Origin of the sequence: Acinetobacter sp. C32I, from assembly GCF_023702715.1 — a bacterium.
Classification (GTDB): domain Bacteria; phylum Pseudomonadota; class Gammaproteobacteria; order Pseudomonadales; family Moraxellaceae; genus Acinetobacter.
The window spans coordinates 1,673,231-1,687,212 of sequence record NZ_CP098480.1 but is presented as its reverse complement, the minus strand read 5'-3'; the positions used below and the strand labels follow the sequence as shown (position 1 = coordinate 1,687,212).

The 13,982-nt window shown below is 40.7% G+C and carries 16 protein-coding genes; 2 read left to right on the top strand and 14 right to left on the bottom strand.

What is annotated here, in order from left to right:
- Window positions 1-6: 6 nt before the first annotated feature.
- Window positions 7-2,517, top strand: a complete 2,511-nt coding sequence (locus NDN13_RS08265) for a CSLREA domain-containing protein (protein WP_251117890.1) — start codon at window positions 7-9, stop codon at window positions 2,515-2,517.
- A 61-nt stretch (window positions 2,518-2,578) separates the two neighbouring features.
- Here NDN13_RS08265 and NDN13_RS08260 read toward each other — a convergent pair whose 3' ends face one another.
- From NDN13_RS08260 to NDN13_RS08240, 5 genes are all read right to left on the bottom strand, one after another.
- A complete protein-coding gene (locus NDN13_RS08260) occupies window positions 2,579-2,968 on the bottom strand; it encodes a DUF3106 domain-containing protein (protein ID WP_251117889.1) in 390 nt (129 codons plus the stop codon).
- Window positions 2,958-3,281: a hypothetical protein gene (locus NDN13_RS08255; protein WP_251117888.1), complete on the bottom strand. Its 324-nt coding sequence runs from the start codon at window positions 3,279-3,281 to the stop codon at window positions 2,958-2,960. The genes NDN13_RS08260 and NDN13_RS08255 overlap by 11 nt, the downstream gene beginning before the upstream one ends.
- Window positions 3,268-3,885 carry an RNA polymerase sigma factor gene (locus tag NDN13_RS08250; RefSeq protein WP_251118197.1) on the bottom strand — a complete coding sequence of 206 codons (618 nt, stop codon included), beginning with the start codon at window positions 3,883-3,885 and terminating at the stop codon, window positions 3,268-3,270. The genes NDN13_RS08255 and NDN13_RS08250 overlap by 14 nt, the downstream gene beginning before the upstream one ends.
- A 157-nt stretch (window positions 3,886-4,042) precedes the next feature.
- The gene (locus NDN13_RS08245) at window positions 4,043-4,819 is read right to left on the bottom strand and encodes a TrmH family RNA methyltransferase (RefSeq protein ID WP_251117887.1); all 777 of its coding nucleotides are present in this window, start codon (window positions 4,817-4,819) and stop codon (window positions 4,043-4,045) included.
- Between the two features lie 56 nt (window positions 4,820-4,875).
- On the bottom strand, window positions 4,876-5,847 hold the full coding sequence (locus tag NDN13_RS08240) for a class 1 fructose-bisphosphatase (RefSeq protein WP_251117886.1): 972 nt from the start codon (window positions 5,845-5,847) through the stop codon (window positions 4,876-4,878).
- 176 nt (window positions 5,848-6,023) lie between these two features.
- Between NDN13_RS08240 and NDN13_RS08235 the strand changes: the two genes are divergently transcribed.
- Window positions 6,024-6,209, top strand: coding sequence for an NF038105 family protein (locus tag NDN13_RS08235; protein WP_251117885.1), 186 nt, complete (start codon window positions 6,024-6,026; stop codon window positions 6,207-6,209).
- A 58-nt stretch (window positions 6,210-6,267) separates the two neighbouring features.
- Here NDN13_RS08235 and pal read toward each other — a convergent pair whose 3' ends face one another.
- The 9 genes from pal to ruvA form a co-directional block, all read right to left on the bottom strand.
- Complete coding sequence (gene pal, locus NDN13_RS08230; protein ID WP_070074686.1) at window positions 6,268-6,834, bottom strand: peptidoglycan-associated lipoprotein Pal; 567 nt, start codon at window positions 6,832-6,834, stop codon at window positions 6,268-6,270.
- Window positions 6,835-6,856: 22 nt separating this feature from the next.
- Window positions 6,857-8,140, bottom strand: a complete 1,284-nt coding sequence (tolB, locus tag NDN13_RS08225; protein WP_251117884.1) for a Tol-Pal system beta propeller repeat protein TolB — start codon at window positions 8,138-8,140, stop codon at window positions 6,857-6,859.
- Between the two features lie 99 nt (window positions 8,141-8,239).
- Window positions 8,240-9,655: a cell envelope integrity protein TolA gene (gene tolA / locus NDN13_RS08220; RefSeq protein WP_251117883.1), complete on the bottom strand. Its 1,416-nt coding sequence runs from the start codon at window positions 9,653-9,655 to the stop codon at window positions 8,240-8,242.
- A 3-nt stretch (window positions 9,656-9,658) separates the two neighbouring features.
- A complete protein-coding gene (tolR, locus tag NDN13_RS08215) occupies window positions 9,659-10,111 on the bottom strand; it encodes a protein TolR (RefSeq protein ID WP_016164262.1) in 453 nt (150 codons plus the stop codon).
- Window positions 10,111-10,809 (bottom strand): protein TolQ, encoded by a 699-nt coding sequence (tolQ, locus tag NDN13_RS08210; protein ID WP_251117882.1) that lies wholly within the window; start codon window positions 10,807-10,809, stop codon window positions 10,111-10,113. Before tolQ ends, tolR begins: the two co-directional genes overlap by 1 nt.
- Window positions 10,810-10,833: 24 nt before the next feature.
- The gene (gene ybgC / locus NDN13_RS08205) at window positions 10,834-11,241 is read right to left on the bottom strand and encodes a tol-pal system-associated acyl-CoA thioesterase (protein WP_251111080.1); all 408 of its coding nucleotides are present in this window, start codon (window positions 11,239-11,241) and stop codon (window positions 10,834-10,836) included.
- A 131-nt stretch (window positions 11,242-11,372) separates the two neighbouring features.
- A complete protein-coding gene (locus NDN13_RS08200) occupies window positions 11,373-12,281 on the bottom strand; it encodes a hypothetical protein (protein WP_251117881.1) in 909 nt (302 codons plus the stop codon).
- Between the two features lie 88 nt (window positions 12,282-12,369).
- Window positions 12,370-13,368, bottom strand: a complete 999-nt coding sequence (gene ruvB / locus NDN13_RS08195; RefSeq protein ID WP_005204887.1) for a Holliday junction branch migration DNA helicase RuvB — start codon at window positions 13,366-13,368, stop codon at window positions 12,370-12,372.
- A 7-nt stretch (window positions 13,369-13,375) separates the two neighbouring features.
- Window positions 13,376-13,981, bottom strand: coding sequence for a Holliday junction branch migration protein RuvA (ruvA, locus tag NDN13_RS08190; protein WP_251117880.1), 606 nt, complete (start codon window positions 13,979-13,981; stop codon window positions 13,376-13,378).
- Window position 13,982: the final 1 nt, after the last annotated feature.

The following is a 13,982-nucleotide window of genomic DNA, read 5'->3' as shown; positions in this document are numbered from 1 at the left end:
GATGAGATGAGACATTATAAAAAAACAATTTTAGCAACCATGGTTATGGCGACAATGCCGTTGTTAGCGGCAACTAGTAGTACGCCAATTAAAGTCACTACGTTTGTAGATGAAGATGGTGAAAATCCTTCTGCTTGTTCATTACGTGAAGCCTTAAAAACAGCTGAAACACGCGTTGCTTATGGTGGCTGTGAAGTAACCGATACCTTATCGAGTACGCAGAAAGTTATTCAGCTTGAAAAAGGGGTATATACACTTAAAAGAGAGTTAACACCGAATGTCAACGTTGCAATTTGGGGAGCTACACCAGCTGATTGGCAGGAAAAAAATGTTCTATTAAATGATGTTGTAAATCAATATCCTGCACAGATTCCTTTGCAAACAACGATTAAAGCTGAGAATTCACGGATTTTTAATACAACATTAGGGACGAAAGCTCTTAGTCTCAGTAATGTAATTTTGACAGGTGGGCGAACGGCAGATCGGGGGGGAGCGATTTATGCAGGCGCTGATGTTGTCTTGCAAAGTAGTCAAATTTTAGACTCTCAGGCAAAAGAGGGTGGTGCGGTTTTTTTGGCTGGACCATCGACAACATTAACTTTAACGAAAAGCTTGATTCAGGGAAATCAGGCTGATAAAGGTAGTGTTTTGTCTATGAGCTGTTTTAATGATGTGACATATGCAAAACGTACCCTCAATTTAACCTCAAACAGTTTTATCGCAAATGGTTCTGGAAATTCAAATAGTATGATTGAGTTTTGCGGGGAATCAACTGCGACATTAACAACTAATACGATTGCAAAAAATATTGTCAATTCCTCATCTGGTAATTTAATTAAATTTACAGGTGATACTAAGCCAGGAACTGAAGAAAATAATAACTCCAGTATTTTAAGTAATGCAAGTAGTATAACTTTAACTAGTAATACTATTGTTGAGAACCAAGCTTTTACAACTCTGCTATATGATAAAATTGGTGGAAAAATATTAACCTATAATGTTCTTGCTTATAATGGTGGAACGAATAGTTATGCTTGTCGATATTTGTTTGGTGATGTTTCAAGTCAAGAAAATGTTGGTTTTGCTATTGCCTATAATGCACTTGCATTAAAAGAAGGAGGTTCTACATCTCCAGTTAATAATGTCTGTGATGTTCCTAAAGATTCGCTTAAAAATAATACAACCAATCTTAATGTAAGTAATATTAATATTGGAACATTGTTAAGTCCGTTACAAAAAGCTTCTGCTTATACCGCATTTCTACCAATCTATTACCCAAAGAAAAATGTGACTGAAATAGAAGTTAAGGTGGATGATAAGACCACTACAAAAATAGTTGGTTTATTAGATGTTGATGGAATAGGTTGTAGCACAACAGACCAACGTGGTTTGGCTCGTATTGTAGATGGGACTTTGTATTATAATCCTGAGGCAAGCAATCGTTGTGATATTGGTTCAATTGAATTAATGCGCTTTACAGCGGGTGATTTACAAGATTTGACTAATGCCTCTATTAGTAGTGCAATGTCAACTTATCAAACTCAATATGACTTCTTTGATAATTTAGTCAAAAATCCAAATAATCCTGATTTTTTAACTTACTATAAATCTCGTTTGGATCAATATCAAAACCTATTGCAATATACCAAAGCTAATTTGAAATATCGTGCAATTTATATTGATTTAAGTAACTATCAATTACCATTACCTCAAGATACTGAGCAAGCTGATGGTAGTTATAAATTAGAATTTTTTAATCCTGATTTATATAATGTCACGACAGAAGCTCTTGGCAAAGGTCAAATTAATGATACTGTTACAGATATTGATGCAAGTGACAAAGAAAATTTAGTATGTTCTTGGAATAAAGACCTTCAGCAAATTATTTTTTATCGTAAGGATGATAGTATTACCCAGGCTGGAGACAAGATTTTCTGTAAATATACGATCACCTCAAAGTCTAATCCAAGTATAAGTTCATCTGGTTTAATTCGTGCAGCTTTCGTAAATATTGCACCTGTTGCAACTGACACATCTTTAACTTTTAAATATCAGGAAAAGCAAAAGCTAAGCCTGAATTTATTAAATTTTGCCAATGATCATGGTGATACAGGAGAAGGTGGAACTGGCCCAGAAAAAAATCCAAATAAATCTCAATTTTGGAAGAATGCAGAAGGTATTGAGTTACCAATTCGTTTAACGAATGTCCCGACGAAAGATTTGAGTATTACAGCGGATCGTCAAGGCGCTTGTCCTGCACCAGATGAAAAAGAGACTTGTTATGGTGGAAATATTTATGTTCAGGAAGTAAATGCGTTTAACCCATTTAACTTTTCATTTAACTACCAAGTCTATGATGCTGACGGCGTATCATCGAATTCAGCTACAGTGCGAACCATTAGTACAGCAACTACAACTGATGATACCCGCTCTGCGAGCAGCGGTGGTGGTAGTTTCGGTTTCTATTCTATATTTGGGTTATTCGGATTGTTAGCTTATCGTCGCTTTAAAAAATAAGCAGACCCAACACAAAAATAGCGCCTTTAGGGCGCTATTTTTTATTCTAATAAACTAAAAATTAATGTTCAGCATATTTAGTAAGGTATTCTTCTCTAATATTGACACGTTCTTCGGTGCTGGCATTTTGCATACGCTTGCGTAAGGTGTTGCGTTCTTGCATGCTCATTTTTTGCCAAAGGTCACGCATTTTCTGTTTTTCTTCTTCAGGTAACTGGGTGAACCATTCCATCCGCTGTTGTAGTTGTGAACTCTGATTGGTCGGAATTTCCTTCAAGGTCTGGTAACGTTTGATTAAAACGCGTTGTTCTTCAGGTGATAAATCATCCCAGGCTTCTTCAGTTGCTGGTTTATTCGGTTTAGAGAATACCCAAAAGCGTTCTGAACCTGCAAAACTGGTTTGTAATAAGCCGAGTGTACACACAACAAGTGCTAATTTTTTAGCTGCCATGTGGAACTTTATCCTCACCTAAGACCAATAACATTTCCATATCTTCAACCATTTGCGGTGAAAGTTTTGGATTTACCACAACCTGATTTTGAGGTTGGTCCGCCAATTGCAGCGAGCTAGGCAGAACCACAATCCCCATGAGGGCAGCAGCAAACGCAAAACCAGTCATTTTCCAAACACTGTAATAAGAGGTTGGTTTCTTTTGGACAGTATCAAGAACATGATTCATCACCATCATTTTATTGTTGTGCTGTTCTTTCGCAAGTTGGTCGAGTCTGGATGTCACATGTTTAGTGAACTCATCTTTTTTCATCTGATGATCCTCCCGTATGCGGGTTTAAATGCTCTAAAGCAATCCGGAGTCCCTGAATTGCACGGTGGTAATGTGTTTTCACACTGCCTTCACTGCAATCCATAATCTGTGCTGTGGTCATGGTGTCGAAACCTTCCCATGCTCTTAGCATAAATGCTTGTTGTTGACGTACGGGTAATTGATTAATTGCAGACTGAATTTCCTCCATCGTGACTTCTTGATCAAGAAACTCAAACGGGTTAGGGGTTGATTCATCCACAACATCAATAATTTCTTCGTCATCATCTAAACTAATTTTTTTAAATAATGAGAAAGGGCTTGCACGACGAGCTTCTTTGCGTCGCCAGTCTTGGAGTTTGTTATTTAATATGGTATAGAACAGGGGATACCATTCTTCAGTACTTTTATCTGCATATGATTTGTGCAATGAAATGAAAGCTTCTTGCACTAAATCCATTGCAATGCCTTGTTGTCCCTGTGTTGCACTTTCCATCATAACCAAGGCACGACCTGTAACGTCTTGCATAAAAAAACGCAGACGTTGTTCAACAGTACTGCGATCAGTACTGTTTTCGGTTCGAGCCTGTTTCGGTGCTAAATCCATAGAGATGGAAAATCCTGTCATGGACCCACCATTAATTCCAATTCATTAATCATATAACGTTGAAAATGGTGGGCGCGTTGACAACTTAAGCAATTATTTTTAGTAGTGTAATTGATTTTCTCAGTAAAAAAATCGTATTTAAAATAATTTAACGTTTTTACTGACGTTGGCGAACCATTTCAAAGAAGCACACTGAACCTGCAATCGCAACATTGAGTGACTCTTGTCCACCAGGTTGAGGGATTGCCACTGCCTGGGCATGCTCAAGTGCATAGTCACTTGCACCTTGACCTTCATTGCCTAAAATCCAGACGCAGGCTTGAGTTAAATCTTGGCTATATAAACTGGTTGAGCGATGTGAACTGGTCACAAAAACTGGAATTTGAAATTTTGGAAGAATATCCGTGAGCTGGAAGTTTTCAAAACATTGAAGACTAAAATGAGCGCCCATACCTGCTCGAAGCACACGTGGAGACCAAAGTGCAGCTGAACCTTGTGTACAAATCACCTGTTTGATGTTTGCAGCGGCAGCAGAGCGAAGCAATGTACCAACATTTCCAGGATCTTGAACATTTTCGAGAATTAAAGTATCGGCTTTAAAATCAATGGTGGCAGCGGTTTTGGGTAGATCAACAATCGCGAGACAAGGCAGGGTTGTACCTAAAGTGCTTAAATCCTTATACAGGACTTCACTAATAACGAAGATGTGTCCTTGATGGAGTTCAATCACTTCTTGTAAATCTGGATGTTCTAGGGCTTGTTCGGTGGTAAATAAAGAAAAGATTTTTTTCTGCTGTTGCAACCAAGCCAAGCACAGATGTGTACCTTCTAGAACGGTTTGCTGATGTTTTTTTCGAGCACTGTTGAGCTCGATCAGACCACGCAAATGTTTGATTTTTGCATTGTCTTTAGATTCTAGGAAAATAACCGCCATAAGATAAACATCCCAAAGGGCATCATAACTTTATAATGCCCTGATTATAAAAGTAATTAGTGGTAGCTTGTTACGCGTTCCACTTCGTTTTTAGAACCAATAATGACAGGAACACGTTGGTGTAGTTCTGTCGGTTGGATGTCCATAATACGCGCACGACCTGTTGTAGAAGCACCGCCAGCTTGTTCGATCAACATACTCATTGGGTTCGCTTCATACATCAAACGTAAACGGCCTGCTTTTTTCGGATCTTTTAAATCATAAGGATAAAGGAAAATACCGCCACGGCATAAGATACGGTGAATATCACCCACCATACATGCAACCCAACGCATATTGAAATCTTTTTCACGAATGGATGTTTTACCCGCTAAAAGTTCATCAATATAACGTTTTACAGGGTTTTCCCAGTGACGTTGATTCGATGAGTTAATTGCAAACTCTTGTGTATCTGCAGCAACTTGCACTTGCTCAGTGGTTAACAAAAAGCTTTGTGTCGTTGGGTCAAAAGTAAAGAACACCACACCTGCACCTACAGTCAGTGCTAACATGGTTGATGGACCGTAAAGTACATAACCCGCAGCAACTTGTTCTGTACCCGCTTGCATAAAGTCTGCAGACTGAGTCACGGCATTCTTTGCTGGAAGAATAGAGAAAATCGTACCTACACACATATTAATGTCGATGTTACTTGAACCATCAAGTGGATCGAACAAAACCAGATATTTACCATTTTCTTGGGCAGGGGTGAAGTCGTCTAGTTCTTCTGAAGCTAAACCGCCGACTTGAGGATGAGCTTTTAATGCATCAATCAGGTAATCATTTGAAATAACATCGAGTTTCTTTTGTGTTTCGCCTTGAACATTTTCATTGCCTGCACTACCTAAAATACCTGCTAAAGCACCTTTTTGTAATGCTTGATCAATGGTTTGGCATGTAGCAGCAATGGTTTCGATTACTTGGGCCAACTCTGGAGTCAAATTCCCATTTTGTTGTTCTAGGTATTGGGTCAAAGTAAGGTTTGACATATTGAATAGCTCCGATTTAGCCGTGTCAAAAATTGATAAAAAGAATGTGGGTATTCTAGATGAGATCGTGCAAAAATAAAAATTATCTTACTTTATTTATGTTGCTTTTATGATTACAAGCACGTTATTACATGCTATGTTGCATAGATACTAAACAGGATGTTTGGAGGTTAACGATGACAACCAAGAATTTTGAGGCCACACCCACGCCGAGTGAACCGATTAGCTTAGATACGATTTCCAAAGAAAATGTGCAGGATGCATGGAAACAGTATGAGGCCAAGCCAGAATACAAAGAGTTTAACAAGCATGATTTGATTGAGTCGATGCAAAACAAGTCCGGCCCTCAATCTTCGTCTTGATGAATGAAATAAAAATGCTCACATGAAGTGAGCATTTTTATTTAAAGTGCAACCACGATTATTTTAATAGTGGTGGAACAGCTTCGTAGTTGATTTCTACGCGGCGGTTTTCTTTCCATGCAGCTTCATCATGACCTGCATTCACTGGTGATTCTTTACCGTAGCTGACTGCTTCAAGTTGTTGTGGGTTTACACCATTGGTAATTAAAAAGCTTTCAACTGCTTTTGCACGGCGTTCACCAAGTGCCATATTGTATTCACGTGTGCCACGCTCATCGGTGTGACCTGTAAGGGCAACACGAGAGTTAGCATTGGCAACTAAGAATTGAGCATGTGCTTGAAGGGTTTGGTAGTCTTCATTTGATAAATCACTGCTGTCATAGTTGAAGTGAACAACGCGTTTTGCCAAGAATGCTTTGTTTGCAGCAGTAACGCCTTTTGAAGAGGCACCCGCCAAGTTTTGTGCATTTAATGCCGCATCTTCACTTAAACCATCTGTGCTGACTGTGGTTGAGCCATTTGGATTCGTGCCAGTAGTAATTTCAGCAGCAGGCTTACGGCTTGCACAACCTGTAAATACAAGCGTTGCAGCAATCAGTGGAAGCGTTAGATATTTAATGTTCATATGATTCTCCAATCGATTAAACTTATTTTGGTGCCCAAGCGGGTTCACGAACTTCGCCTTGTTCGCTTGGTAAATTCATGCGGAAACGGCCGTCAGTAGACATGACTGATAATAAACCGCGGCTACCTTCACGCGTTGCATAAACCACCATCTGTCCATTTGGTGAGAAGCTTGGTGATTCGTCTAAACTGGTCGGTGTGAGAATATTGGTGATACCTGTATTGATATCTTGGATTGCAACTTTGTAGTTACTGCCACTTGGGCGGTGAACTAAAGCAATCTTTTTACCATCAGCACTTAAAGTACCACGTGCATTGAACGCACCTTTGAAGGTCAAACGTTTTACAGAGCTATCATCAAAGCTATAGCGATAGATCTGTGGTGAGCCACCACGATCAGAAGTAAAGATAAATGATTTACCATCTGGTGAGTAACGTGCTTCAGTATCAATCGCAGAGTCATTGGTCATGCGTTGTACTTGGCGGGTACTTAAATCCATTTGATAAACTTCAGGGTTGCCATGCATTGATGCCGTGAACAACATTGACTTACCGTCTGGAGAGAAGCTTGGTGCGCCATTCAATCCACGGAAGCTGGCTAAAACTTCACGTTGGCCTGTGGCTAGATCTTGTAGGTAAATTGCAGGACGTTTGGTCTCAAAAGATACATATGCAATTTTCTTGGCATCTGGTGTCCAAGCAGGGGAAAGAATAGGATCTCGTGAAGTCAGTACAGTTTTAGGTTGTTCACCATCTGTATCGGCAATTTGTAAAGTATAGCGTTGAGCTGGTGTGGCCTGATTACGCAATACATAAGCAATACGACCGCTAAAGTCACCTGCAATACCTGTCAACGCTTGATAGATGGTATCACTGATCATATGACCCGCTTGGCGAATACGTGAGCTAGGTACAGTCAGGACTTCATTCAGTAAATATTGCTGTTTTTGTACATCATAAAGCTGGTAATGAATTTCAAAAGTATTGGCATCCACCGCTTTCATTTGCCCAACGACAACATACGGCACACCGGCATTCTGCCAATCACCCGCTTGAACCTGATTAAGGCTTGCAGTGGCTGGTAAGTTTTGAGATGCGCTGGTAAAACGACCTGAACGATTTAAATCACGCTCGACAATCGGATAGATTGCGCTGTCATTAGCAAACGGTACGATTGCAATTTTTGGCGCTTGTTCAGGTGCTTTGGCAATTTCAAGCTGTAATTGCGCAAAAGTTGCTGTTGGAACAACTGCGCTAATTGCTGCGAAAACTGCTAAGGAGAGTAGGTGTTTACGAGTCTTATCCATAGTTACAATTACTTGCATTCGTATTTTTGTGGCTGTTGATTATTTAACATAGTTACAGGCTTTGTGCTATTAAAAGCCTGTAACGTTAACTATTCATTACTATTTTGCAGTAAAACTTGAAGTAAAGCTTCTTGCTTCACGGCGAGCAACTGGATCATCAGGCATTGGGTATGGTGCAGCAGCTCGAATTGCGGCTTCTACACTGGCTTTAACGTCTGGATCACTTGCTGTTACAACAACTGATAAGACTGAGCCGCTATCGCTTAATGTCACGCGTGCACTGGCACGTTGACCTGAAGAACCTGCTGGCATATTCCACGCACGATAGATTTTCTGTTCAAAATCTCGTTTTGCAGTTGATGCAACACGTTTCGCATCGGCCTTTTTCTGAGCTGCTTCTTGCTCAGCTTTTTTGGCAGCAGCAGCTTTGGCATCTGCCTCAGCATCTGCTTTACGTTTCGCGTCTGCCTCAGCTTTAGCCTTGGCATCAGCTTCGGCTTTACGTTTAGCATCTGAATCAGCTTTTGCTTTGGCATCAGCATTTGCTTTGCGTTTCGCGTCTGCCTCAGCTTTAGCCTTGGCATCAGCTTCGGCCTTACGCTTCGCATCTGCATCAGCTTTTGTTTTGGCATCAGCATTTGCTTTGCGTTTCGCGTCTGCCTCAGCTTTAGCCTTGGCATCAGCTTCGGCTTTACGCTTCGCATCTGCGTTGGCTTTTGCTTTCGCGTCTGCCTCAGCTTTACGTTTTGCATCTGCTTCAGCACGTGCCTTGGCATCAGCTTCGGCTTTACGCTTCGCATCTGCGTTGGCTTTTGCTCTCGCGTCTGCCTCAGCTTTACGTTTTGCATCGGCTTCAGTACGCGCTTTGGCATCAGCCTCAGCTTTGCGTTTTGCATCCTGTTGTGCTTGAAGTTTTGCGTTTTCGGCAGCTTTTTGCTGTCTTAATTTCGCATCTTGTTCCGCTTTTTGGCGCGCTTTGGCTTCAGCCTCGGCTTTGGCATTTTGTTCAGCTCTACGCTTCGCATCTGCTTCAGTCCTCGCTTTTGCCTCTGCTTGGCGTTTTGCTTCAGCGTCCGCACGTTGTTTCTGTGCTTGAGCGTCTGCAAGTTTACGTTGTTCTTCAACTTGCTGTGCACGAACAGCTTCATCTGCTTTGCGTTTTTGCTCAGCAAGTTTGGCTTGCTGTGCCTGTTCAGCTTTTTGCTTTTCAGCCGCAAGTTGTTGTGCAGTTGGTGGTGGAGGTGTTACAGGAATATTTTCAGGAAGTGTTGTATCCACGACAGGGCTTTGCACTTCTTCTGCCTGATGTTCAGCAGAGACTTGTTGTTCGGGTTGTTGTAATGACTGTGGTAAATCTTCTGGCTTCACCAAAATAGTGGTCAGTTTTTTAGGTTCTTCAGGGGGTTTACTCAAGCCTAAAAACAACAAGCCAACAATTGCGATTGCATGAACACCGAGGGTAAAACCCAGCGCAATCGCATTTTGTTTAAAAGGTGGCTCTTGAAATTTTTTCATAGCTTATTTTAACGGCTCTGTCAGTAAACCAACTTGAGTAAGACCAGCTTCTTGCAGACTTGCCATCAGTGAGACGACTTCACCATAAGGACGCGATTTATCACCATTCACCAATACGGTCAGTTGTTTATTATCTTGCTCGGCTTGGGTCTGAGCTTCACTTAATACAGCTTCAAGCTGCACTAGAGAAAGAGGATCACTGCCTTTGTGTTCTTGATATTGCAAAAAGATATTGCCATCTTTACCGATTGTGACCATCGCAGGCATATCTTTCGATTCAATCGGATGATTATTGGCTTGTGGTAAATCTACTTTAATACCGCTGGTAATCATGGGTGCAGTCACCATGAAAATGACCAATAACACCAACATGACATCAATATAGGGAACCACATTCATATCGCTTTTGAGCGGTTTTTTAATCCGCTCAAAACGTCCAGATCGTTGAATCGCCATTATGCATCTTCCTGTGTCGTTCCAATCGCTTGACGCTGTAAAAGGGCAACCATTTCTTCTGCAAATAAAGCACGATCTGAATAGATTGATTCACCTTTAGCGGTAAAGTGGTTAAATGCAAGTACCGCAGGAATTGCTGCAAATAAACCAATCGCAGTTGCAATGAGGGCTTCTGCAATACCTGGAGCAACTGTTGCCAAAGTCACTTGGTCAACGGCAGCAAGGCCGATAAAGGCATTCATAATCCCCCATACCGTACCAAATAAGCCGATATAAGGTGCAACTGAGCCAATACTGGCAAGTGCACCCAAGCCGACTTCTAAACCACCTTGGTCACGGCTTAAACCAACACGCAGGATACGTTCAGTTCCTTCGATGGTTTGATTGGTATCTGCTTTACGTTTTTGCAACTTAAAGAACTCACCTAGGCCTTGGTAGAAAACATCTTCTAGACCACGACGTTTAGAGTTCAGTTGCGCATTATTATAAAGTGTATTTAATTCGGCACCTGACCAGAACATTTTTTGAAAATGCTCATCCTCTTGTCCTGCTTTCTTAAAGCCCATATATAATTTGGCAATCAAATACCAACTATAAATTGATGAGAGCAGAAGGATTAGCATGACCAGTTGTACAACAGGACTTGCTTGTAAAATTAGGTCAGAAATATGCAGGGAAGATTCTAAGTTAGTTGCCATAAGATGCGGTGCCGAAAGTTTATTTTAGTCCTGTGCTAATTCTTTTTGAATCAGATCACGAATTTCATCAGGAAGTCTACGTGGCATTAACTCTTTGTTTAAACATGCCAACACAACCTCACCTGAAGCCAGCAAGATTTCACCACGATAAATATTTTGTTGCAACACAAAAGATGCGGCTTTACACGAAATAACACGTGCTGTAACGGTAATTAAATCATCCATTAATATTGGGCGTACATATTTAACCTGAATCTGGTGTACTACGAAGTTGTAATCTTTTTGGTGCCAGTAATGATCTACACCTGCTGCACGTAACCATTCAGTACGAGCACGCTCCATAAAACGGATATGATTGGCATGGTAAACGATACCGCCTGCATCTGTATCTTCGATATAAACGCGAATGTTGAACTCAAAATGATTTGCCATTTCTATTACCTATTTTTGCAGACTGTCAGCAATCAGGAATGATATTGCCTCAATGGAGCTAAGGAAATAGTAATAAATAACATATTGTTGATCTAGATAAAAAAGAGGCCCTATCTAAGGGCCTCTTTTTTTTAATAGTTGAGTTCTTCCCAAGCGACGACTTTAGGAAAGCCAGTAACGGTAGTCCCATTAGCATAGGCACGCATTAACGCTTTATAGTCAGCGGTTTTGGTGATATTAATTGAATTTTTATTGTTATTGGTGTCTTCAATAAAAATCTCGGCAAAGCTTGGATAAAAAGCCAAAGCATCTTCGACACTTCCAAATTTTATTTGATTGTCAAAATTTACAGAGAATTCTTTATTATTGTTTATCCCAACTAGGCGTCCTTTGGTAATTGATGCAGTTGACCAAGGTTCAAAGCTATAGTTTGTGAGTTTATAGACTTCTGTATATTTTTTATCAGCCCATGTGAATTCCATTTGAGCAATGTCATATTTGAAGGGACGAGTATCAGCATAATAAGATAGACTACTTTTGCTTCCATTAAAGGTTGTTATTTCATTATCAACTTCTACTTTAAATTGGTTCAGTGTCGTATCGATTTTAAAGTTATTCTGAGACCAGTATCCTTGTGTGCTAACACTTCCAGATAGAATCATTGGTCCTTCAGAAGTAGGCTGAAGAATGCCATCTTTTGTGTACTGTAGATCACATTTATTCAGTGTAACCATTTGGCTATTTCTGCTAAAGCTTCCTTCTTTATTTCGGCAGAAGGCTTTGTAGCCCATTTTTTCTCCACCTTGTATTAAATAAAAAACGGATTCAGCAAGTGTAATGGTATCAATGAGCTGATTTTCATTGATACTTGATAAATTGATAATCGGTGCATAAATCAATTCAAGATTTTCTGGCTTGCTATAATCTAATTTTTCTTTGCCTTGAAATGAATTGCCATTATTTGCATTATCACCTCCACCCCCGCAGGCTGTTAAAAATAAGCTACTCAAAAATACGGAAGTTAAAGTTTTATTTTTCATTGTTACCCTAAACATAATGAGACGATTAAAATCAGGTATATCCTATTCGAATCATCTCATTATAAGAAGCGTTAAGTTGAAAATATTTTTATGATTCAGGTGGCGTCATACCAAATTGTAAATACGCCATATTGGTTGCAATACGCCCGCGGGCAGTACGCATCACATAACCTTGCTGGATTAAATAGGGTTCAATCACATCTTCAAGTGTTCCACTATCTTCTGCCATTGCCGCAGCCAAAGCTTCCACACCTGTTGGTCGCCCTTCAAAACGTTCCAGTAACATACTGAGATAACGACGGTCGAGCGTATCTAAACCTGCTTTATCGACATTAAGCATGTCCAAAGCCCGTTGTGCCATGTCTTGAGTCACTTCACCTGTGCCTTTGACTTGTGCATAATCACGCACACGACGTAATAAACGGTTGGCAATACGTGGGGTGCCGCGGGCACGACGGGCAATCTCTGTTGAGCCTTCTTTGGTAATCGGGACATCCATTAAGTTAGCTGAACGCGTCACGATATGGGTCAGGTCTTCAACTGAATAGAACTCTAAACGCTGTACAATCCCAAAACGGTCACGTAACGGAGAGGTGAGCAAACCTGCACGTGTTGTGGCAGCGACTAAAGTGAAGGCGGGTAGATCAAGCTTGATTGAGCGAGCAGCAGGGCCTTCACCAATCATAATATCGAGTTGATAATCTTCCATGGCGGGATAGAGAATTTCTTCGATTACGGGTGAAAGACGGTGAATCTCGTCAATAAACAGCACATCACCTTCTTCCAAATTGGTCAGCATGGCCGCGAGGTCACCTGCACGTTCCAATACAGGGCCAGAAGTTGATTTTAAATTACCGCCCATTTCTCTTGCGATAATATTGGCCAATGTGGTTTTCCCTAAACCTGGAGGGCCAAAGATCAAGGTATGATCTAGGGCTTCACCACGACCACGCGCTGCACCAATGAAGATTTCCATTTGTTCACGAACCACAGGCTGACCAATATAGTCAGCCAATGAGGTTGGACGAATGGCACGATCAAAATGATCTTCAGGTTTTTCTGTTCCGCTAATAAGACGATCTTGCATATATCTATTACTTCATCATGGATTTAAGCGCAGCACGGATAATGTCAGCAGATTCAGTATAGTCTGCTTTAACTGCTGCCACAGCTTTTTGTGCTTCTGCTGGTTTATAACCTAAGGATTGCAAAGCAGCCTCAGCTTCGGCAACTGGTGAATTTGTCATAAATTGAATTTGAGCAGCAGCTGCATTTGTCGTACTGCCGGTTGAATGCGCTAACGCTTTGAAACGATCGCGTAATTCAATCATTAATCGTTCAGCAGTTTTTTTGCCCACACCCGGAACTTTAATCAGCGTATTAATATCATCATGTTCAATGGTATGGATGAGCAGTTCAACACTTAATGTCGATAGAATGCCCAAAGCCATTTTAGGGCCAACGCCATTCACTTTGAGTAGTGTACGGAAAATGGTTTTTTCTTGTGCATCGCTAAAGCCATACAATTGCTGAGCATCTTCACGAACAACCAAATGTGTCCATAAAGTGACTTTCTGTCCTTTTTGTAATTGGCAAAATGTCGAAAGTGGGGTGTCAATTTCATAGCCAACGCCATTTACGTTGAGTAATACGGTTGGGGCTTCTAGGGCAAACACTTCGCCAATTAAACATCCGATCATT

Excerpts from the sequence above, each read along its gene's own strand:
- tolQ (WP_251117882.1), bottom strand. The coding sequence starts at position 10,809 with ATGGCAACTAACTTAGAATCTTCCCTGCATATTTCTGACCTAATTTTA.
- pal (WP_070074686.1), bottom strand. The coding sequence starts at position 6,834 with ATGAACATTAAATATCTAACGCTTCCACTGATTGCTGCAACGCTTGTA.
- tolB (WP_251117884.1), bottom strand. The coding sequence starts at position 8,140 with ATGGATAAGACTCGTAAACACCTACTCTCCTTAGCAGTTTTCGCAGCA.
- NDN13_RS08245 (WP_251117887.1), bottom strand. The coding sequence starts at position 4,819 with ATGGCGGTTATTTTCCTAGAATCTAAAGACAATGCAAAAATCAAACAT.
- NDN13_RS08260 (WP_251117889.1), bottom strand. The coding sequence starts at position 2,968 with ATGGCAGCTAAAAAATTAGCACTTGTTGTGTGTACACTCGGCTTATTA.
- NDN13_RS08250 (WP_251118197.1), bottom strand. The coding sequence starts at position 3,885 with ATGGATTTAGCACCGAAACAGGCTCGAACCGAAAACAGTACTGATCGC.
- NDN13_RS08200 (WP_251117881.1), bottom strand. The coding sequence starts at position 12,281 with ATGAAAAATAAAACTTTAACTTCCGTATTTTTGAGTAGCTTATTTTTA.
- tolA (WP_251117883.1), bottom strand. The coding sequence starts at position 9,655 with ATGAAAAAATTTCAAGAGCCACCTTTTAAACAAAATGCGATTGCGCTG.
- NDN13_RS08235 (WP_251117885.1), top strand. The coding sequence starts at position 6,024 with ATGACAACCAAGAATTTTGAGGCCACACCCACGCCGAGTGAACCGATT.
- NDN13_RS08255 (WP_251117888.1), bottom strand. The coding sequence starts at position 3,281 with ATGAAAAAAGATGAGTTCACTAAACATGTGACATCCAGACTCGACCAA.
- tolR (WP_016164262.1), bottom strand. The coding sequence starts at position 10,111 with ATGGCGATTCAACGATCTGGACGTTTTGAGCGGATTAAAAAACCGCTC.
- NDN13_RS08240 (WP_251117886.1), bottom strand. The coding sequence starts at position 5,847 with ATGTCAAACCTTACTTTGACCCAATACCTAGAACAACAAAATGGGAAT.
- NDN13_RS08265 (WP_251117890.1), top strand. The coding sequence starts at position 7 with ATGAGACATTATAAAAAAACAATTTTAGCAACCATGGTTATGGCGACA.
- ruvB (WP_005204887.1), bottom strand. The coding sequence starts at position 13,368 with ATGCAAGATCGTCTTATTAGCGGAACAGAAAAACCTGAAGATCATTTT.
- ruvA (WP_251117880.1), bottom strand. The coding sequence starts at position 13,981 with ATGATCGGATGTTTAATTGGCGAAGTGTTTGCCCTAGAAGCCCCAACC.
- ybgC (WP_251111080.1), bottom strand. The coding sequence starts at position 11,241 with ATGGCAAATCATTTTGAGTTCAACATTCGCGTTTATATCGAAGATACA.